The organism is Terrimonas sp. (assembly GCF_003075435.1).
In the GTDB taxonomy this organism is placed as follows: Bacteria; Bacteroidota; Bacteroidia; order Chitinophagales; family Chitinophagaceae; genus Agriterribacter.
On sequence record NZ_QCZJ01000006.1, the window covers coordinates 172088 to 193527 of the forward strand.

Consider the following 21440-nt stretch of genomic DNA (forward strand, 5'->3'; position numbering starts at 1 on the left):
TGATTTCATGTGAATATTAATTATTGTTCTTAGCAACATGTAATTCCACATAAGAAAATCTTCAATTATAAATTAACAAGATGAACATTTTCTTATGCTTCATTTCATTATGTTAGAAACGGCAATTTATGGCATTTCTATACCCAAATATCATGCAAGACAAAAAAAACGACAAAATGCCATGTTGATGATCAGGGATTTATCATGTTTCAATGATTTAATCGCCAACAATGCACTTTGCCGTTATTATAATTGAACCGTCCTGTTTCTAATGGTGGTGATGCTGATGTTCCTCCTGCATCTTTCTGAATTCGTCAAGAGATACTATTTTTTCTGCAGGAGTAGTCTTGCTTTCAGTTGTTTCAAATACCTTTTGGGAAAGTATTTTCCGGTAGGTGTTTTCAACCTGTTGTTTATCTTTTAAAAGGCTATCAACATAAGTGCCGATCCACGACATATCTCCCTGCATGCCGGAGGCGCCAAAATAGTTTAATACTTCATTGGCCACACTATCCCGGATTTCGTCAGGCGCTACCTCTATATTATTGTCTATTACAATTTTGTCAGAGATCAGCGTCCATTTCAGCTGATCTTTGAATGAAGGGAATTCTTCTTCGATCTGCTCAGGGGTTTTTGCCTGCTCTCCGCCATTCTCCATCCATTTTTTAAGGAAACCTTCTGGAAACTCAACACTGGTGTTATCAATTAACGCATGGTAGATCTGGTGATGAAGGTGATTGCGTGTTTGCGCCTCAAAACCCTTGCTTATTTCATTTTTAATTTCATTACGAAAATCAGCTTCGGTAGTAATATTTTCCTTGTTGGGATAAACTTCTTTAAAGAACTCCTCATTCAATTCGCGTTTTTCTACCAGCCCTACTTTAATAATAGTGAGTTTAAAGTATTTGTCGAGAGCAGTTTCGTCTTCTTTATTCAACCCCAGATCGCTGATGAGCCATTCTCTTTCTTTATCGTCAAAAGCAGATTTTAGCTGTAATACAACGGTATCATTTTGCTTTTTGCCCAGCAGGTTTTGTTTAAAATCAGCGCTGAAATATTTAAGCAAAAGCGAGTTGTCTTTGCTTATTCCGCCTTCAATTACATTTCCGTCAGCATCCGACTCCTCAAACTTTACATTCAGTACATTTTCATCAGTAGTAATAGTCTCAGGATCTGTCATTTTACCATGTCTCAGCTTTAAACGCTCCACTTCGTCATCTATCATTTTATCATCTACCTCAATACTGTATCGTGTAAGATTTGCTTTTGAAAGATCAGCGAGTTCAAAAGATGGTTTTAATCCTACTTCAAAATTAAAGGAGTAATCTGTAGGATTATTCATATCCAGGTTACGGGCATCATTTTCGCCGGAAGGAAGGGGCTGGGCAAATATATCTAGCTTTTCCTGCTGCAGATAATCTACCAGGTTCTTTTCAATGCTTTTCAGCACTTCTTCAGTATATACTGCCGGACCGTGCATTTTCTTAATAATACCCGCAGGCACCATTCCTTTGCGGAAGCCGGGTATATTAGCTGATTTTGCATATTGTTTAAGCGCCCTTTCGAAAGGAGGAAAATAGTCGTCTTTGTTTACTGTAACTGTTATTTTATCGTTTAGTAAACCGATATTTTCTCTTGTAACCGTAGCCATAAATTTATTTTACCTGTGTTATTGTTTGAAGTAAGGCTAAATTCCGGTGAACCGCTAACAGGTTTCCCTCGCTGCTTAGCCTATGTAGTGTGCGGGTGGAGGGACTCGAACCCCCATGCCTCGCGGCGCCAGATCCTAAGTCTGGTACGTCTGCCAATTTCGCCACACCCGCAAATATCCCCTGAAATCAGCTGCTGATTTTTTGGGGACGGCAAAGGTAATAGATTTTACTTAAATTTGGATTTATATGGCAGCTGATGTTAAAACGCCGGTATATAACCTAAGCGAAGAAGAAGAAAAAAAGGAAATCGTACGGCAGTACAGGGCTTTATTAAAGCTATTAAAGCCCAAGCTTAAACAGGGAGATAAAGAATTGGTGCGCATGGCATTTGAAATGGCAGCCGATGCTCATAAAACCATGCGCCGTAAAAGCGGTGAACCATACATCCTGCACCCTATAGCTGTAGCAAGGATTTGTGTTGAAGAAATAGGGCTGGGTGTTCGCTCCACTATTTGTGCCTTACTACATGATACTGTGGAAGATACAGATCTTACCCTGGAGGATGTCGAAAGGGCTTTTGGTGCCGAAATTGCCAGGATCATTGATGGACTGACCAAGATATCCAATGTAGTTGATACCAATACTACCCAGCAGGCTGAAAATTTCAAAAAAATACTCCTTACACTCACAGATGATCCCCGGGTTATATTGATTAAACTGGCAGACCGGTTGCATAATATGCGCACGCTGGATAGCATGAAGCGTGAAAAACAGCTGAAAATTTCCAGCGAAACGGTTTATGTATATGCCCCGCTGGCACATAGAATGGGATTGTACTCCATTAAAACGGAAATGGAAGACCTTTCCATGAAATACCTGGAGCCGGATACATACAGGGAAATAGCCCGGAAACTGGCGGAAACGAGGCGTGAAAGAACACGTTATATTAATGACTTCATACGGCCAATTAAGGAAGGGTTAGAAAAATCGGGATTGAATGTAGAAGTGTATGGCCGGCCAAAATCAATCCACTCTATCTGGAATAAAATGAAGAAGAAGGGAGTGGCTTTTGAAGAAGTATATGATTTGTTTGCCATCAGGGTAATACTTGATTCTCCTCCTGAAAGTGAAAAGCAGGATTGCTGGAAAGCTTATTCGATGATAACGGATATGTATATACCATTACCTGAGCGATTAAGAGACTGGCTGAGTAATCCAAAATCAAATGGTTATGAAGCGTTGCATACAACGGTTATGGGTTCGCAGGGTAGATGGGTTGAAGTGCAGATACGTACGAAAAGAATGAATGAAATTGCAGAAAAGGGATTAGCAGCACACTGGAAGTATAAGGAAGGAAGTTCTGATGAGAGCAGGTTTGACAAGTGGTTTATGCAAATACGTGAGGCGTTGACGCATGATGTAAACTCCATTGACTTTTTACAGGATTTTAAAACATCTTTTCTTGCTGAAGAAATATATGTTTATACTCCAAAAGGGGATGTAAAGATGCTGCCGGTTGGAGCCACAGCCCTGGATTTTGCCTTTTCAGTACATAGCGCCGTGGGTTCTAAATGTATAGGGGCTAAAGTGAATCATAAATTAGTACCACTGGGCCACAAGCTCCGCAGTGGCGACCAAATTGAAATTATTACCAGTAACAAGCAAAAGCCTAATGAAGACTGGTTGGGTTTTGTGGTAACCACCAAAGCCAAAACCAAAATAAAGGATGCCCTCAAAGAGGAAAAGCGTAAAATAGCAGATGATGGCAAATATGTATTGCAGAAAAAACTGGAGGGTATAGGAGCGGCGGTAAGCCAGGCTAATATTGATGAAGTAACAGCATTTTATAAACAGCTGTCTCCGCTTGATCTATACTATCAGATTGCTATTAAAAATATTGACCTTAAGGAGTTGAAAGAGGAGTTCCAGGTTTTGGGAGACAAGCTTGTTTTGATTAAACAGGCTAAGCCGGAGCCGGAGACGAAGCATACAGAAGCCGATCATTCCAAACCAGGGCAAAAAAAGGATAATGAGCTTATCATTTTTGGAGAAAGCAGCGATAAAATTGTGTATACGCTTGCAAACTGCTGTAAACCAATTCCTGGCGATGATGTATTTGGCTTTGTAAGCACCGGAAAAGGGCTGATCATCCACCGCACTAACTGTCCCAATGCAGCCAGGCTGATGTCGAATTTCGGGCACAGGGTAGTAAAAACAAAATGGGCTAAAAACAAAGAGATATCATTTTTAACCGGTTTAAAAATATTAGGGCTTGATGATGTGGGTGTTATCCATAAAATAACTAATCTTATTTCCGGCGAAATGAAAGTGAATATAGCTGCGCTTACGGTTGAAGCCAGGGAAGGACTTTTTGAAGGAAATGTGAAGCTTTTTGTGCATGATAAAGAAGAATTAGACGAGTTAGTGAATCGCCTTAAAAAACTGCCGGGCATTGAAGCTGTTGAGCGTTATGATATGGAATTAGTGTAATTGCACTTAAGTTAAAAATTTCGCTTTGTAAAAATTTATAATGCATATTCTAACACTATTGAATAAAATTTAATGTATGCTAATTATTGTTTGAAAATTTCTCTTTTTCCCACTGAAAAGTATATCTTTGCCTTTCCCAACTACCTTGGATGAGAGGAAAACATATTTAGTCGATTCCTATAAAAATCCGGTTTAATTCCAGTATTTCTTGCCAGACTTTGTACAATTTTAGATTGTTTTCGACCAGTGTAATTGATGATTTTTCAAGAAGAGGTTGATTGAACTACACGATTGGGTTTATCAAAACAAAACATGGTAATATTTAAGTATGGATAAAATTTTAAAGGATTTGTTTCTACAACTCCGTTTTTATATACTGTTACTGTTTATTGCATTTTCAACTGCATGTGTAAATACAAAGAACGCTGCATATTTTTACGGTATTAATGATACCACTATCCGGTCGGCATATGCTAAAGTACCGGAACCTGTTATATATCAGAATGATATTTTAACTATTACAGTAAGCAGCCCTAATCCTGAGGCAGATCTAATTTTTAATGCGCCAAATTTATTGGGAACTGCTTCCGGGTCTAGCGGCGGCGGAACGATAGGGTCACAAACCAGTGGGTATCTTGTTAATCCTGAAGGAAATATACAGTTCCCGATTTTAGGTAATATTAAAGTGTCAGGATTGACAAAAAATCAATTGAAAGACCGTATAAGGGAAGAACTGATCAATAAAAAACTATTAGTAGACCCTGTAATCAGTATACGTATCATCAACTTTAGGGTAACCGTAATGGGAGAGGTAAAAAATCCAACAGTTGTAAGTGTGCCGAGTGAAAAGCTTTCTTTACTTGAAGCTTTGGGAATGGCCGGCGACCTTACTCCATTTGCCAGGAGGGAAAATATATTACTGATAAGGGAAGAAAATGATCAGAAAATTATCAGACGGATTAATTTGAATTCAATGGATCTTTTGAATTCACAGTATTATTATCTGAAATCAAATGATGTGGTATATGTTGAACCTAATGCGGCAAGGCTTGGCAGTGCTGAAAGATCAATGCAGTTGTGGCCAATGGTATTAAGCAGCATATCGGTGGTGGCCATAGTTGTAGGTTTAATTTTAAGATAATACAGTTTTTTAAAAACAAATATGCAGCAACAGATAGATTTGAGCCCGGATAAATATAGTACTGAAAAGGATGGTAACATTCTTCAGGATATCCTAAGCAAATATTTGCCATGGTGGCCGCTTTTTGTAATATTAGTTGCAATTGCATGGGCTTCTGCATGGGTATATTTGAGGTATGCCACACCCATTTACGAGTCAAAAGCAACTCTATTAATTAAAGATCAGAAAAAGGGCTTAGATGATTCCAACCTGATGGAGTCTTTAAATCTTTTTGGTTCAAAAAAGATAATTGAAAATGAAATTGAAGTAATCAAATCCAGGTCAATAGCAAAAGAGGTAGTTAAAAAGCTTTATTTGTATGCTCCTATTATACAGGAGGGGAGAGTGCGTAATAATTCAGGATATGTAGTATGTCCTGTTTGGGTTGAAGTAAAAAACCCTGATTCTTTAATTGCTGTTTCCCATGTACCATTCTCTTATAATGATGAAACAGACACCATAACGTTTAATAAAAAAGGGTATGCTCTATTTGAATGGATAGAAACCCGCTATGGAACACTGAGGTTTATACCCAACCCGGTTTTCAGGCAGGGAGATGCGAAAAAGCCATTTTATTTTTCATTAATCAGTCTCCGTTCCGCAGCTTCCCAACTGATAAACAGGTTGCAGGTTTCGGCCAGCAGTAAACAATCTACAGTTATAAACATTAAGTACAGAGATGATGAGCCAAAAAGAGCGGAGAATATTATTGACGGAGTTATTGCAGAATATAACAGGGCTTCTGTTTATGATAAAAATCAGCTTGCATCAAATACCCTGGCATTCATTGAAGAAAGGTTGAAAAATGTATTCAATGAATTAGATTCTGTAGAACATAGCCTTACACGGTTCAAAACAAAAAACCGCCTTGTAGATATAGGTGAACAAGGCAGGCAGTTTTTAACAAATGTAAGTGTGAATGATCAGAAGGTTGGAGAATTAAGTATGCAATTGGCGGTATTAAAAGAGGTTGATAAATATATTAGGAACAAAGACCGGAAAAGTGCAATAGTCCCTTCTACATTAGGAATTACAGACCCAACCCTTTCAAGTTTGCTGGACCAATTGTACCAGTTGGAAACCCAGCTCGAAAAAATGAAAAAAACCACTGCTGAGAACAATCCGTTGCTTATTTCAGTTATAGATCAGATAAACAATATCAAGCCAAAAATACTCGAAAGTATAAACAGCCAGGTTCGCAGTCTTGAAGCGGGGAGAAATGATGTAGTGAATACGAACAATCAATATGGCTCTCTTTTACGTACGCTTCCGGCCAAGGAACGTGAATTACTTGATATCAGCAGGCAGCAATCTATAAAAAACAGTATATATACTTTTCTCTTACAAAAGAAAGAGGAAACAGCGTTGTCATACTTTTCTACTGTTGCTGATAGCAGGGTAATTGATGTTGCTGAAACAAGTTATTCCCCTGTAAGTCCGAAAGTACTTTATGTATTTGGAATGGCTATAGCTGTTGCGCTGGCCCTGGGCATAGCGTTTGTTGAGATAAGAGAGATCCTTAACAGAAATATAATGTTCCGTTCCGAAATTGAAAAATATACAAAAGTGCCGATTTTAGGCGAGGTAGCTCACGATCAATCAGAAAAAGCATTGGTTATTGCGGAGGGAAAAAGAAGTTTTATTGCAGAGCAATTCAGGCAGTTACGTACTTCACTTGGATATTTAGGAATTAATAATCGTAAGAAAAAAATTATGATTACTTCCTCTATTTCGGGAGAAGGCAAAAGTTTTATTACTGCTAATCTTGGAGTAAGCCTGGCGTTAATTGGAAAAAAAGTTGTGATAATTGAGTTGGACCTCAGGAAGCCAAAATTAAGTGATGCTTTTAGTGTAAGCAGAACGCGGGGAATTTCAAATTATTTTATAGGAGATGCAGAGGCCGAAGAGATAATAAAAAAGACAGATACAAATAACTTATTTGTAATTCCATCGGGGCCAATACCTCCCAATCCTTCTGAATTGATCCTGAATGGCAGAATGCAGGAATTGCTTGCATACCTGGAATTACATTTTGATTATATAATAGTAGATACAGCTCCTGTTAATCCTGTAACAGATGCTTTTATTATGTCACCTATGTGTGATGCCACACTTTTTGTTATACGTCATGGCTATACCCCACGTATATATATACAAAAGCTTGACGAACAAAACAGGATTCGTGAACTTAAGAATATGGCAATTGTGTTTAATGGCGTTAAAAACAGGGCATACGGAAATTACGGGTATGGTTACGGGTACGGTTATGGGTATACAGAAGATAAAGAACCTAAAAGGAAGAAGCTGAAACTTAAATAAAGCTGTAAGATCTGTTATTGTTTAATAATGGGTTGGCTAAACAGGTAAAATATCATTATTCAGATCCAATGAAAGCTTACAAATCCAGGTAATCGGTGTTATTGGGAATAGCGAAGCTCTGCCTTGAAAAGATAAATATTCGATTAAACTTGTAAATCTGGACATCTGATGAACAATGAATTAAAAACACTTTGGTATGTTTTATATACCAAGCCAAGATGGGAAAAAAAGGTTGCGGAATCGTTAACAAAAAAAGGATTTGAACAATATTGCCCCCTTAATAAAGTTCAAAAGCAATGGCATGATCGGAAAAAGATTGTTCTTGAGCCTTTATTTAGTTCATATGTATTTGTTAAAACCAATCCTCAATCATTGAGTTATATAAAGTCAATTTCCGGAGTGGTGAATTTTGTTCACTGGCTTGGTAAACCGGCTATTGTAAGGAATGAGGAAATTGAAGCAATAGAATCATTTCTCGGGAAATATGAAAATGTGCATCTGGAGAAAACGGTAGTTAATGTTAATGACGCTGTTAAGATTACACAAGGCCCCCTTATTCACCGGGAAGGAAGAATTGTACAGGTAAATAATAATTCTGTAAAAATAGAATTGCCTTCTATAGGGTATGCTTTGGTGGCCCAAATAAGTAAATTTCATATTGAGATTACTTCGTCTTCAATCAGCAATGGCAGGTTTGCAGATTATTCAAAAACAGTATTCAGGTCATAGATGGAGTGAGCGGTTTAATTTCTTTGAGGTGAAAGAAGTTGTGATTCGCTTCCCTCACCTCACGAGAGTACCTTTCATAAATAATAGAATAATTAGTGATGCAATTAAATGACAAAATTTATATAGCAGGCCATCGGGGAATGGTGGGTGGAGCTATCAAACGAAAGTTAGAAAAAGATGGATTTTCCAATCTCATTTACCATAATTCCTCATCGCTTGATTTACGCAATCAGCAACAGGTAGATAGTTTTTTTGAAGAAGAAAGACCTGCCTATGTATTTTTAGCTGCCGCTAAAGTGGGTGGTATCGTTGCAAACAATACATTCAGAGCAGATTTTATTTATGAGAATCTAATGATAGAGGCGAATATTATTCATGCTGCATATAAGCATAATGTAAGCAAGTTAATGTTTTTAGGCAGTAGCTGTATTTATCCTAAAATGGCGCCGCAACCCTTAAAGGAAGAATATTTATTAACAGGCACGCTTGAATATACAAATGAACCATATGCCATAGCTAAAATTGCAGGTATAAAGCTTTGCGAAGCATATCGCGATCAATATGGCTGTAATTTTATTAGTGTAATGCCTACCAATCTTTATGGTATTGGCGATAATTATCATCCGCAAAATTCACATGTTTTACCGGCACTTATCCGCAGAATTCATGAGGCTAAGGAGAATAATATCCCGGAAGTTACTATATGGGGCACCGGAACTCCGCGCAGGGAGTTTCTCTATTCTGAAGACCTGGCTGATGCCTGTGTTTTTTTGATGCAGACATATAATGAAAAAGCACTTATTAACGTTGGTGTAGGTGAAGATGTAAGTATTAAAGAACTGGCACATATGGTGAAAGCTGTTGTGGGTTATAACGGGGGGTTTGTATTTGATTCATCCAAACCCGATGGAACTCCAAGAAAATTGATGGATGTTAATAAGTTAAGCTCCCTGGGATGGAAGCATGTAACTTCTTTAAACAGAGGGATTGAGCTGGCATACGAGGACTTTTTAAAAAAAGAATTGATTCGGCAGTAAAATATAACCTCACTATAAAATCTTTTAGTAAAAGCCATTCGTGGCAGTAAAAAAAAATTATGAAAACAGCTTTGATTACAGGCATTACCGGGCAGGACGGATCCTATTTGGCTGAATTGTTATTGGAAAAAGGATATAATGTACACGGTATAAAGAGAAGATCATCTTCATTTAATACCCAACGAATTGATCATTTGTATGTTGATCAGCATGAAGCACATGTTAACTTTAAATTACATTATGGAGATTTGACTGATTCTACTAACCTGATCAGGATTATACAAGAAATACAACCAGATGAAATATACAACCTGGGAGCTATGTCTCATGTAAAAGTTTCATTTGATTCTCCTGAATATGTGGCTAACGTAGACGGTATCGGCACATTAAGAATATTGGAAGCAGTAAGAATACTCGGGCTAAATGATAAGACCCGAATATACCAGGCATCAACTTCCGAGCTTTATGGAGGCATGGAAGAGAATAAGAATGCGAAAGGGTTTTATGATGAAAACTCACCTTTTTACCCGCGCTCACCTTACGGAGTAGCAAAAATTTATGGCTTCTGGATCACAAAAAATTACCGCGAGGCTTATGGAATGTTTGCATGCAACGGAATTTTGTTTAATCATGAATCTCCAAGAAGAGGAGAGACTTTTGTTACAAGAAAGATAACAATGGCCACTGCTGCCATTGCATTAGGAAGGCAGGAATGTTTGTATCTGGGCAACCTCAACTCACAGAGAGACTGGGGCCATGCCAAGGATTACGTGGAAGCCATGTGGAGGATATTGCAACAAAACGAGCCGGAAGATTATGTTATAGCAACCGGCATAACAACCCGTATACGGGATTTTGTAAAAATGTGTTTTGAGGAATTAGGTATAGAGCTATTATTTGAGGGTGAAGGAGAAAATGAAATAGCACGGGTGATAGCATGCCATAACCCGGAATACCAAATTGAGATTGGTAAAATTATTTTGCGAATAGACCCTAAATATTATCGTCCAACTGAAGTAGACTTATTAATAGGAGACCCTACCAAATCCAAAACCAAATTGGGATGGGAACCTAAGTACGATTTGAAAGGTCTGGTTAAAGATATGATTACTTCCGATGTAGAATTAGTCAAGCATCATTTCAATTCGCAATGGGAGCATTTGGTTGGCTAAATCTTTCTATACAGGGTTGGTAATATTTATTGTTTAAATTTTTCCATACTTGTATACTCTCTCTACAATTAGGTATAAAATAAATTTAATGTATTTTATAACGTACTATTTTAAGAACTCCTGCAGCTGTAAAAATACTGGGCTGGATATAAGCATTCTGATCTAAATCTAACTATGAGTACGGCTAAAAGAGTGATTAAAAATACCGGATTCCTGTATGCGAAAATGGGAATCACCATGTTCATCTCGCTATATACTACACGGTTGGTATTAAATGCCCTGGGCGCCTCCGATTTTGGTATTTTTAATATAGTAGGAGGTGCCATTGCCATGTTGGGTTTTTTAAATGCTTCAATGGCTTCTGCCACGCAGCGTTTTATGAGCTATTCAGAGGGCGAAGGAAATAAAGAAAAACAAAAAAAAATATTCAACATCAGCATTGTATTGCATTTTTTAATAGGCTGTGTATTGGGTTTGGTATTATTGGTAATAGGTTATTTTTTTTTTAACGGTATTCTGAATATTGAGAGTAGTCGTATGTATGCTGCTAAAGTGGTTTATAGCAGCCTGATTCTCAGTACTATTTTCACGGTAATGACTGTGCCATATGACGCAGTGATCAATGCCCGTGAAAATATGTTTTATTATGCTATTGTAGGTATTATAGAGTCAATGTTAAAGTTGTCGGCAGCCTTAGCTATAGTTTATTTTGGAGGTGATAAATTGATATTGTACGGTATATTGATGGCATGTATTCCGTTAATTATAATGACCATTATGCGGGTGTATTGCCATAGAAAATATGAAGAGTGTGTACTGTCCCCCCGTAAATATTGGGATAAAGGATTAATGAAAGAGATGACAAGTTTTGCCGGATGGGGATTTTTAACGTCCAGCAGTGGTATTGTGGCAAACTATGGACAAGGCTTAATCGTAAATATGTTTTTCGGCTCAATAGTAAACGCCGCAATGGGTGTAGCGAATCAGATTAATGGACAACTAAGTGTATTTTCCGCGAATTTGATCAAAGCTATAAATCCTGTTATTTACAAAAGCGAAGGGGCTGGTAATAGGGAAGGCTTACTTAGAGTATCCATTATCGGAAGCAAACTTTCTTTTTTTTTACTGGCATTATTGGCTATCCCTTTTATAATTGAAATGCCTGCTGTATTAAAATTCTGGTTAAAAAACGTACCGGATTATGCTGTTGTTTTTTGTCAATGTCAATTATTATTAAGTTTATTATTACAGCTGTTTTTTTTATTAAGCACTACATTGGCAGCTCAGGGCAAAATTGCAAAAGCAAGTATGATAAAATCTATTATTATTATTTCCCCGATTCCATTAATATATTTATTTTTTAAAATGAACGCTGCTCCTTATTGGATGTATTTAATAGTTGCCATTGTTCAAATATTAAGAGAAATGGTAAATTTGTACTTTGTAAATAAATACTGCGGGCTTAGTTACAAAACTTTTATTTTCTCAGTTTTGGTGAGATGTATGCTCGTTTTTATTTTGGTTTTTGGTTTCACTTTTTTTATTCATCTTTTTATTGAAGACAGTTTAGCCCGCTTTATAATTGTTGCATTATCCAGCACTATCTTATTGTTTTTTTCAATTTATTTTATAGGGTTGAACCCGGAAGAGCGTTATTTATTTCGGAATATTATTAATAAGAAATTATTAAAAAGGAACTGAATGAAAAAGATTGGTATAATAACTATCCTGCCAAGGAATAATAATTACGGAGGTATTTTACAGGGCTTAGCATTACAAACTTTTTTGAAGGATAATGGGTATAATGCTTTTTTGATACAAAGGGTGGCAAACAGACCATCTATTTTATTTAAAGTGAGGCAAGCCGTACAAAAATTATTGGGAAATAAACCCTCCAGTTACAATGATAGGGAGAGAGTTAGCCTTCACCTGGATGCATTTGTAGATAAATTTTTTAATCCGGTTACCAATATCATTGACAACCCGAATCAGATGAAAAAAATTGCAGCACAGTATGGATTGGATGCTGTTGTGGTAGGCAGTGACCAGGTTTGGAGAAAATTATATAACGATGATCGCAAGTCTAATTTTTTTCTTGACTTTGTTCCGGATAATACAATAAAATTATCTTATGCCGCATCATTTGGAGTTGATACCTGGGATTATACTATTCAGGAAACGCAGGAATATAAAAATTTGTTGAAAAGGTTTAAGGCTGTTTCCGTAAGAGAGGAAAGTGGTGTAGAGTTATGTAAAAAACATTTAGATACAGATGCTATTGCAGTAATTGATCCAACTTTATTAATGAGCCGTAAGTTCTATGAAGATATTATTGATAAAGAGAAAGCAAAGCGCCATAACGGCAATTTGTTAATATATATGATCAGCAAATCGGAAAGTGCAGGCTCTGTTCGGAATAAAATTGTTCAGGATCTTAATTGTATTCCCTTTAATGTAGGCCGAACAGAAGTTAACCAGGTATTTCCACCTGTAGGTGAATGGTTAAGAGGATTTAAAGATGCGGAATATATATTTACAGATTCTTTTCACGGTTGTGCATTTTCAATAATTTTTAATAAACCGTTTTTGATTTGGGGAAATAAAAAGACGGGTGTTACCAGGTACCAATCACTGCTTAATAAGCTTGGGTTAATTGATCGGTTGATATTAGACGAAAAGGATTACAATCCTGATATATGGAGCAGGCCTATTGATTGGGAACACGTAAATAATATTATTGGTCTGGAGAAAGAGAAATCAATTAAATTTTTTCAAGCTAATATTAGCTGACGGCAAAAGTTTTCAAAAACGGCATTTAAATGTTTTCAGTTGTTATACCATTATATAATAAAGCGCATACTATTGTATGTACATTACAAGCGGTATTAAATCAAACTTATACAGAATTTGAGGTCGTTATTATTGATGACGGCTCTTCAGATAATGGTGTAGAATTGATACAAAAATTTACAAAAGACAGGCGGGTTCGTATTATTAATCAGCAAAATCAAGGTGTAAGTGCAGCCAGGAACCGGGGGATTACAGAATCTAAAAACGAATGGATAGCTTTTTTGGATGCGGATGATGAATGGGATAAGAAATATTTGGAGAGTACAAAAGATGCAATAGAGCAATTTTCAGAAGCCGGTATGATTATTAACGGCAGGTGTTCTAAAAATTTTCAAACTAAAATTATCAACAACCAGGTGCCTAAGAGATATGTTGAGTATGTTGGATTTATTGACTTCTTTCATAACCCTCATGTATTTGCACATATTAGTGCAACTGTTGTAAAAAAGAGCCTGGTTTTGCTAAATTTTAAAACCTGGGGAAGTTTTATTGCAGGGCAAAAGTCGAATGAAGATTTTGTGTTTTTATTTAGAACAGCCCTGCATACAAAAGTTGTATACAACGGGTTTCCTCTCGCTTTTTATAATGGAGCTGTAGAAGGTCAGGCAACCAGCTCCTTAAGCAAAAGTGTTAAGCTGAATGATTCGATTTTTTTTCATAATAAAGTAATGGAGGAGTGGTTAAATACAGGAAAAGAAAATAAGTCGTTTAAAATTTTTATGAAATATGAAATCAGGCATATCTGGAGTATTCAAATAAAAAATAAGGATTATGATTCATTAAACAAGTTTATAACAAATTTACATACTGGGTATGATCAACTTTTTAGTGTGATAGAAAAAAAGGCTATGAGGATACGGAAGTTAAATACCTTAATGAAAGGATATATATTGATTACTAAATTAAGATGGATCATCAGAGGCTATCCCAGGGTTTCTTAGGGTAATGTATGAATACTATAGATAAAATAAAAGGGAAATTGCGGCATCGTCTTGTAAGAATAATGAGATATACATTTTTATATCCTTACATTTATCGTTCATACTGGCATTCATTGTTTTTTAAAGGTGACAGTACTTCAGATAACCAATATTTTTATTTTTCAGCAAAGCCAAATATTGGAGCAGGCATCGGGCATCAATTGGCAAACTGGATTGCAGGTTATTGGTTTGCGCGTCAGTTCGGTTTAAAATTTGCCCATCTTCCGTTTTCTTCTGATAAATGGGAGGCTTTTTTGGGATTTGGAGAAAATGAAACAGATGCCGCTACCTTGTTTCAAAGTGGGTATCAAAGCGTACGACTTCCTTTGTTTCATGAGTTTAATGAGAAGGAAGTAGGCGGCATTAAAAAAATTATACAATCTTACAGTAATAAAAAAGTAGTATTTGTTGCCGAACAGGATCAATTTTATAAAGCGCAGTTTGGTGTTATAAAAGAAATACAAAATAAATTTTATTCAGCAACCGCGAGGCAGCATGATAAACTAAGCTTTAAGCCTGGAGATTATAATATAGCTATTCATGTAAGACGGGGAGATATTGTTACAGAAAGCATTAACAGAATTCCTAATAAATCATTGCGTTTTCAGGGGAATGATTATTTCGTAAAAGTCCTGGAAAACACAATTCAAAATATCAAAACCTCTAAACCTATTTCGGTTTATTTGTTTTCGCAGGGTACTGTCAAAGACTTTTCAGATTTCAACCAGTTCTCTAATATCCGGTTCTGTTTGGAAATGAATGCAATAGACTCCTTTAATCATATGGTGCATGCAGATGCACTGATTACAAGTAAAAGTTCATTTTCATATAAAGCTGCTTTACTGAACAGGGGATTGAAAATATGCCCGGAAAATTTTTGGCATGGATACCCGCAAAGCGAAGAGTGGATTTTAACAGATGACGATGGAAATATTTTAAGCATATAAACGAGTTTAAATGTTGTAATGACTATGGCAAAAGACAGACTTGATTTTATCGACCGAATGAAGGGCATAGCTATCTTGTTGGTGATAGTAGGACACATCTTACAGTTCAACAAAATAGATGGAGGTACAAACAATAAATTGTTTGGAATAATTTACTCTTTCCATATGCCATTGTTTTTTATACTAAGCGGGTATGTTGCTACGTTTGGACGGGACAGAATTACCGGGTTGTCGTCCTTTTTTAAATCAATTTGGCGGAAAGCATACACGCTTTTGCTTCCTCTTTTTGCATGGTCATTGATAGCGAGGAAATATTTTTTTGCATCCGATTTTCAGATAATTGGTGTATCGGATATCTTTAATACAATCCTCAACCCGGATTTGTGGTTTTTGAAAGTACTTTTTGAGATTCATGTGCTTTTTGCTATTTTTTGTTTATTAAACTATTACCTGAGCAGAAAAGGGAATATTTATATAGATCTCTTAACTTTTTTCGTTATTCTGTTGCTCCCAATCGCCGGTTATTTTTGGATTGATACAATATTTTTTCAGTCTTTGCTTTTATATATTTTATTTTTCTTTTTCGGCAGTTTTCTTTCGAGGTATCAATTCCTGGAAAATTTTTTACTGAATAATTATGTATATGCGCTTTCTCTGTTTGTGTTTTTGGTCTTTTCTGCTCATTGGAAGTTTGCCGGAAATTTGTTTGATGATGTGTTGAAAGTTGTACTCTCAATAGCAGCCTTTACTGTTTTACTGGGTATTACGCAAAAGTCAAATTTACCTGAATGGGCAGATGCTCAAATGCAACAGATGGGCAGGGAATCATTATCTATCTATGTCATGCAATTCTATTTGACCAACCGGATAAGTTTTTTCTCATGGAGCACTGGATTGAATCAGTATATTCTTTTTGTTTTGGTTTTAACCCTTTCGGTCCTGATTGCTTATATCTGCATATTTGTGCATAAGATATTTGAAAAGTCAGCAATTCTGAATTTATTATTTTACGGCAAACGATTATGAATACATTCTCATTTTATACATTAAAAGGCTCCCGAAAGGCGTATGAAAAAATTTTTGGAAAGAGAATACTGCCTAAGCCTGATTGCGAACAGAACCCGGATATGTGTGCAGAAATAATTTTCAATACACTTACAAGTGATACTCCTGCAATGATAGCGAGACTTGGAAGTACCGAAATGATTTGCATATCTAATTATTTGGGAGTACATAATAAAAAAAACCTTTTAGGTTATATTAAAGGAACCGCGCAACCCTGGTGGTGGGAGGAAGGAAGAATTGAACAAATGCAGAACTGGAGTGGTTTTTTCCCACCGACAAAAGAAAAGATTGAAAAATTTTGTGAGCTGATGCTGAATGACATTACCTGCGTTGATGTTTTAGGCTCCTGGCTTCCGGAAGAACGGCTACTTGAACAGGAATTACAGAATGCAGAAAAAATCCGGTTTATTTATCTGGATCCATTTTGGTCGAAGCTTCCATGGACGAGGGCTTTAAAAGATAAGAAAGTGTTGGTTGTTCATCCTTTTGCAGAAACAATTCAAGCTCAGTTTAAAAAGAGAACATTAATTTTTAAAGATGATTTATTGCCTTCTTTTGAGCTTAAAACTATAAAAGCAGTACAGAGCATTGCTGGCAATAGAACCGGCTTTTCAGACTGGTTTGAAGCGCTGGATTATATGAAAGGAGAAATAGATAAGCAGGATTATGATATATGTTTGATAGGCGCAGGCGCATATGGATTACCATTGGCTGCACATGTCAAGCGTATGGGTAAAAAAGGGTTTCATATAGGTGGAAGCTTGCAGTTATTGTTTGGGATAAAAGGCAAACGCTGGGAAAAGCCGGAATATGCATCAGGTGCAAAGCTCAATTATCCAGGCTTATTTAATGAGCACTGGACGCGGGCAAATGAAAAAGAAAAGCCACAAAACTCTGAAAAAGTGGAAGATAATTGCTATTGGTGATTTTTAAAAGGTATAAACATTCGGTATTAAAATAAGATGAGATACATAAACCTAAAATGGGCAAAAAGTGAAGATGATGGGAAATTTAATTTTGGCGATGATTTAGGCCCATATATCATTAATAAATTATCCGGAAAAGAGGTTAGATATTTTCACTTTGCTAATAGCAGAATGAATATTATCAAACAATTTTTGCATGGCGTATTTAATGGCAGGTTAAGCAAAAAATATGCAGGTGATTTTCTTAGGTGTTTTTTTGCGAAGGATTACTTGATCTCAATAGGAAGTATTCTGCAGTGGTATGGCTCATCAAGGTGTATTGTATGGGGATCCGGAATTATTAACCAGCAGGATAACATACAAAATTCTAGTTTTCTTGCTGTGAGGGGAAAATATACACAGGCAAGAATAAAAGAATTAGGCTATACAGCGCCAGAGGTTATTGGCGACCCGGCATTAATAATGCCATTGATATATAACCCTGACGTAAAAAAGAAATATAAACTTGGCATTATTCCTCATATTACGCATTATGAAATAATCGGGAGTAAAATTTCATCGCCCGAAATAAATATTATAAAACTTGATGATCACGATTTAGAAAAAGTGATAGATGAAATAGTATCGTGTGATTATACGATTTCCACTTCCCTTCATGGCGTTATTGTTTCACATGCATATAATGTAAGATCACTTTGGTTTTCTTATAATAGCAAGCCTATTCCGGGTAATAATGTAAAATTCCTTGATTATTTTTCATCAGTAGGCATTCCGGAGTATAAGCCTTTTACATTTGAGTTAGAAAAGACTATCAATTTGCATGAAATAGAAGATCTGATCCTGGCTAATAATGATATTAATCATGCAAAGGTCGATATAAGAAAAATTCAGGAACAATTAATAAGCGTAGCTCCGTTCCCGGTTTTGGAAAAGTTTCAGGTGCAGCGGCGGTAATATGTTAGTAAGTTGGTTTAATATCTAAGTGAACATGAAGAAAATATTATGGTTAAGTAATTGCCACTTAAGCAATACCGGGATGTCGTCAACCGGCACATGGCTGTTTGCCATGATGGAAGCTTTGTTGAAAACGGGGCAGGTAAAACTATATAATGTTACACAGGGTGGAGTAAAAGAATTTACAAAACAAGACTGGGGCGATGTGGGGCAATGGGTAATTCCACGCCAGAAAATTAATAATAAAGGATTGCCTGCGTCGGAGACAATCAACTTTTTTAAGAAAATTGAAGAGGATGTTAATCCTGACCTCATTCATATCTGGGGAACAGAAAGCCTCTGGGGAATGCTGGGCGCCAAAAAAGTCTTTAACGCTCCTGTTTTGCTGGATATGCAGGGCATTTTATATGCATATGCAAAAGTTTTTTTTGGCGGGTTAACAACAAAGGAATTATTACAAACAACAGGATTAAAAGAATTGTTATTACCTGTAAGACATTTGTATTTCCGGAAAAAAGAATTTGAAAGAAGAGGCATTCATGAAAAATTTGTGATACATAACACCTCCTTTATTTCTGTGCAATCAGCGTGGGTAGAAGCACATATTCTTTCTGAAAACCCAGGTTGCCGGCTTTTTCATACAGGAATAATTTTAAGAAAAGAATTTTACAATGCCAGTCCATGGCAGCATACAGAAACAAAAAATCCTGTGATCTTTACCTCAAGTTCCGGTTCCACATCGTATAAAGGGCTTCATGTTTTATTCAGGGCTTTGGCTGTAATAAAGCAGAAATTCCCTTCGGTAAAGCTTAAAATAGCAGGAACCATTATCCAGCAAAAAAAAATACAGGATGGGTACACGCTCTGGCTTATAAGGCTCGCAAAGAAGCTTGGAGTTTATGAGTCTGTGGAATGGCTGGGCCCGCTAAATGCTGCCCAGATAGTGCAGCAGTTTCAACAGGCGTCGGTAGTAGTAATACCTTCGGTAGTAGAAACATATTGTCTTGCATTGGCAGAAGCAATGATTGTAGGAGTGCCATCTGTTGTATCCTATTCCGGCGCAATGCCGGAGCTGGCTGATCACAACAAATCTGCCTTATATTTTCCGACAGGTGATTTTATGAGTTGCGCATGGCAGGTAGAAAAAATTTTAACCGACAAAACACTGTGCGAAAAGCTTTCTGTTGCGGCACGGGCTACAGGAATAAAAAGAAATGACCCTGATGATATAGTAAATAACCAACTTCGCATATATAATGAAATAATTGGAAAATAAAATATGCAGAAATCAGTTTCATTGTTTTTTAAAGGGCTTCGCAGGATATTCCTGGCCATTACCAGTTGGTTTGACTGGCTATATTGCCGGTTCTTGTTTTATACACAAAACGTGCAATGCAAAAGTTTTGTAACCAAAGGCATACCTTACGTAAGTGTTGCATTAGGAGGAAGATGTGTTATAGGTAGCAGGCTGGCTATGAATAATGGATTAAAAGGTAATCCGATAGGAAGACCACAGCCATGCATTTTTTTTGTTGACAGCCATGCAGAGATCGTAATAGGGAACAATGTTGGAATGAGTTCTACTGCAATTGTTGCACATACCTCAATAACTATTGGGAATAATGTAAAGATTGGGGGAGGCGTTTGTATTTATGATACAGACTTTCATGCGTTGGATGCTGAAAAAAGGGCAATGAGGGGTACAGATAAAGCACAGGCAAATAAGCAGCCGGTGGTTATTGAAGATAATGTTTTTATAGGCGCTCATTCAACAATTTTGAAAGGAGTAATAATAGGTAAGAACGCTATTATCGGAGCTTGTTCCGTTGTTACACGCAGTGTGCCGCCCAATGAGATTTGGGGAGGGAATCCCGCTAAATTTATAAAAGCATTGCCATGAATAGCAGGCAAAACCGGTTAGCGGCTACGTCTTTCCTGACAATATTAATATCGGATATACTTGATTATATAGCCGGCGGCGGTTTTTTACCTTTTAATCCAGCCACTTTCACGGCAATATTAAGATTTGTATCTGTATTTTGTTTGATTATTTATGTAAGAAATACGAATTGGAAAGGGCAGGTTCCAAAATATGCTGCCAGGCTGCTTACCTTTTTGATTGCCTGGAATATTATAACGATTATCCGCGGAGCTTTTAATGCGAAAATATATTATGACTGGAGATTTCTTTTTCTGTCATCTCTGTTTTTCTTTTTAATTCCGCTGGCTGTAATAATTGGGATTACCATAGTTTTTAACGGACCATTTTTAAAAATGATAATTAAGAAAGTCTACCTGTATGCATTATTCCTGTTTCCCTTGGGTGTTCTCCTGCTATTTGCATATGCCCGTGCTGTAATTTCCGTATGGTTTTTTGTGATGCTTAGTATTTATTTTAAAAATAAGTGGCGGATATTAATTTTTATTACTGCTTTTTTAAGTATGATTACAGCCTTTGAAATTCGGGCAAATTTTTTGAGGGTAGCTATAGGCGTTGTGCTGTTTGGAGTGTATCTGTTTAAAGGTGTAATAAAGCAGGGATGGTTAAAGATCGTGAGCTTCCTGCTTTTTCTGGCCCCATTTATATTGCTGTATCTGGGCATAGCAGGCACTTTTAACGTATTTCAGCCGTTTGATGAAGAAGATGTATTTGTTGTAGATCAAGGCGGAAAAGAAAGCAGCAATTTAATGGCAGACACAAGAACCGGGTTATATGTGGAAGTATTAAACTCAGTTGTGGCTGATAATATTTTACTATTTGGAGGAGGTGCAACTGCAAAATATAAATCTGATACCTTTGTTTTAGCAGATAATATGACTGAGCGATATGGTGCTGAAGTGGGTTTCTTAAATACTTTATTATATTCCGGGTTGACAGGAGTGTTTTTGTATTTTTTTGTGCTTGCTTATGCGGCTTACCTGGGGCTGAATAAATCGAATAATTTTTTCTGTAAGACAATAGCAGTATTTCTTGCGTTCAGGTGGATACTTTTTTTTATTGAGGATATTACAAAATATGATATGAATTTTTATTTTTTATGGGTAGCAGTAGGCGTATGTTTTTCAAACCAGTTCCGCAACCTGAGTGATGAACAAATCAAGATTTGGACAGCTAAATATATTTTTGCATAATACCTGA

17 protein-coding genes and 1 tRNA gene are annotated in these 21440 nt (G+C 36.6%); 16 read left to right on the plus strand and 2 right to left on the minus strand.

Features of this window, described 5'->3' with window-relative positions:
* Positions 1-268 precede the first annotated feature (268 nt).
* Positions 269-1651, minus strand: a complete 1383-nt coding sequence (gene tig / locus DC498_RS09020) for a trigger factor (RefSeq protein ID WP_116873818.1) — start codon at positions 1649-1651, stop codon at positions 269-271.
* Positions 1652-1741: 90 nt separating this feature from the next.
* Positions 1742-1823: transfer RNA gene (locus DC498_RS09025), tRNA-Leu, on the minus strand.
* A gap of 75 nt (positions 1824-1898) precedes the next feature.
* Here DC498_RS09025 and DC498_RS09030 point away from each other — a divergent pair.
* From DC498_RS09030 to DC498_RS09105, 16 genes are all read left to right on the plus strand, one after another.
* A complete protein-coding gene (locus DC498_RS09030; protein ID WP_116873819.1) occupies positions 1899-4142 on the plus strand; it encodes a RelA/SpoT family protein in 2244 nt (747 codons plus the stop codon).
* Between the two features lie 328 nt (positions 4143-4470).
* Positions 4471-5283: a polysaccharide biosynthesis/export family protein gene (locus DC498_RS09035; RefSeq protein ID WP_116873820.1), complete on the plus strand. Its 813-nt coding sequence runs from the start codon at positions 4471-4473 to the stop codon at positions 5281-5283.
* A 21-nt stretch (positions 5284-5304) separates the two neighbouring features.
* Positions 5305-7641 (plus strand): GumC family protein, encoded by a 2337-nt coding sequence (locus DC498_RS09040; protein WP_116873821.1) that lies wholly within the window; start codon positions 5305-5307, stop codon positions 7639-7641.
* A 168-nt stretch (positions 7642-7809) separates the two neighbouring features.
* Complete coding sequence (locus DC498_RS09045; RefSeq protein ID WP_116873822.1) at positions 7810-8370, plus strand: UpxY family transcription antiterminator; 561 nt, start codon at positions 7810-7812, stop codon at positions 8368-8370.
* Between the two features lie 98 nt (positions 8371-8468).
* The gene (fcl, locus tag DC498_RS09050) at positions 8469-9407 is read left to right on the plus strand and encodes a GDP-L-fucose synthase (protein ID WP_116873823.1); all 939 of its coding nucleotides are present in this window, start codon (positions 8469-8471) and stop codon (positions 9405-9407) included.
* 59 nt (positions 9408-9466) lie between these two features.
* Complete coding sequence (gmd, locus tag DC498_RS09055; RefSeq protein WP_116873824.1) at positions 9467-10579, plus strand: GDP-mannose 4,6-dehydratase; 1113 nt, start codon at positions 9467-9469, stop codon at positions 10577-10579.
* A 468-nt stretch (positions 10580-11047) separates the two neighbouring features.
* Positions 11048-12280 (plus strand): hypothetical protein, encoded by a 1233-nt coding sequence (locus tag DC498_RS09060; protein WP_206197566.1) that lies wholly within the window; start codon positions 11048-11050, stop codon positions 12278-12280.
* The gene (locus tag DC498_RS09065; RefSeq protein WP_116873826.1) at positions 12281-13369 is read left to right on the plus strand and encodes a polysaccharide pyruvyl transferase family protein; all 1089 of its coding nucleotides are present in this window, start codon (positions 12281-12283) and stop codon (positions 13367-13369) included.
* 29 nt (positions 13370-13398) lie between these two features.
* Positions 13399-14370, plus strand: a complete 972-nt coding sequence (locus DC498_RS09070) for a glycosyltransferase family 2 protein (RefSeq protein ID WP_116873827.1) — start codon at positions 13399-13401, stop codon at positions 14368-14370.
* Between the two features lie 8 nt (positions 14371-14378).
* On the plus strand, positions 14379-15356 hold the full coding sequence (locus DC498_RS09075) for a hypothetical protein (protein WP_116873828.1): 978 nt from the start codon (positions 14379-14381) through the stop codon (positions 15354-15356).
* Between the two features lie 24 nt (positions 15357-15380).
* Positions 15381-16382 carry an acyltransferase family protein gene (locus tag DC498_RS09080; protein WP_165813802.1) on the plus strand — a complete coding sequence of 334 codons (1002 nt, stop codon included), beginning with the start codon at positions 15381-15383 and terminating at the stop codon, positions 16380-16382.
* Positions 16379-17347 (plus strand): hypothetical protein, encoded by a 969-nt coding sequence (locus tag DC498_RS09085; RefSeq protein WP_116873830.1) that lies wholly within the window; start codon positions 16379-16381, stop codon positions 17345-17347. Before DC498_RS09080 ends, DC498_RS09085 begins: the two co-directional genes overlap by 4 nt.
* A gap of 36 nt (positions 17348-17383) precedes the next feature.
* Positions 17384-18301 (plus strand): polysaccharide pyruvyl transferase family protein, encoded by a 918-nt coding sequence (locus DC498_RS09090; protein WP_116873831.1) that lies wholly within the window; start codon positions 17384-17386, stop codon positions 18299-18301.
* Positions 18302-18335: 34 nt separating this feature from the next.
* Positions 18336-19577, plus strand: a complete 1242-nt coding sequence (locus tag DC498_RS09095; RefSeq protein ID WP_133176804.1) for a glycosyltransferase family 4 protein — start codon at positions 18336-18338, stop codon at positions 19575-19577.
* 3 nt (positions 19578-19580) lie between these two features.
* Positions 19581-20201, plus strand: coding sequence for an acyltransferase (locus DC498_RS09100; protein ID WP_116873833.1), 621 nt, complete (start codon positions 19581-19583; stop codon positions 20199-20201).
* The gene (locus DC498_RS09105) at positions 20198-21433 is read left to right on the plus strand and encodes a hypothetical protein (RefSeq protein ID WP_116873834.1); all 1236 of its coding nucleotides are present in this window, start codon (positions 20198-20200) and stop codon (positions 21431-21433) included. The genes DC498_RS09100 and DC498_RS09105 overlap by 4 nt, the downstream gene beginning before the upstream one ends.
* Positions 21434-21440 lie beyond the last annotated feature (7 nt).